Consider the following 522-nt stretch of genomic DNA (forward strand, 5'->3'; position numbering starts at 1 on the left):
CGCGCCGATCGCCTCACGGGCGTGCGCGAGCAACTGATAAGGCTTCTCATCCATGCACACCACCGGGCGAGCCGGATCATAGGGGCGCGCGTAGACCGCCAGGACGTCTTCCATCCGGGCGGTGAACTCGGCGTTCGCCTTCGGCGGGATCGTCCACTGCTTCTTCAGGTGAGGACGAAGCGCCCCCTTTTGAGCACCTTGCCGATGGTGGAGTGGTCCAGGTCGGGAATGTCATCGATCAACGCGACGTGCTTCTCCAGCAGACGCAGCGACCAGCGGGCGTGCCCTTCCGGCGGCGTCGAGCAGGCCAGCGCGATCAGGCGGGCCTCGACCTCGCCGGTCACCTTCGGCTCCACCGGCGGGGTGAGCCGCTTCTTGCGGCTGATCGTCGCCTCGACGTCACCGCCACGCTCGGCATAGGCCTTCGAGGTCTTCACCACCGTGTCGACGTGCACCCCGACCCGCTCGGCGACTACCTCCTGGGTCGGCACCGGGCCATCACGACCAGGATCGTCCTCGTCC

The 522-nt window shown here is 67.6% G+C and carries 1 protein-coding gene; it reads right to left on the reverse strand.

Annotation, left to right across the window (positions count from 1 at the left end):
• Positions 1-164: 164 nt before the first annotated feature.
• On the reverse strand, positions 165-522 hold a 358-nt coding region (locus tag GEV06_29295), incomplete at its 5' end, for a helix-turn-helix domain-containing protein (GenBank protein MPZ21932.1).

Source organism: Luteitalea sp., assembly GCA_009377605.1.
GTDB lineage: Bacteria > Acidobacteriota > Vicinamibacteria > Vicinamibacterales > Vicinamibacteraceae > WHTT01.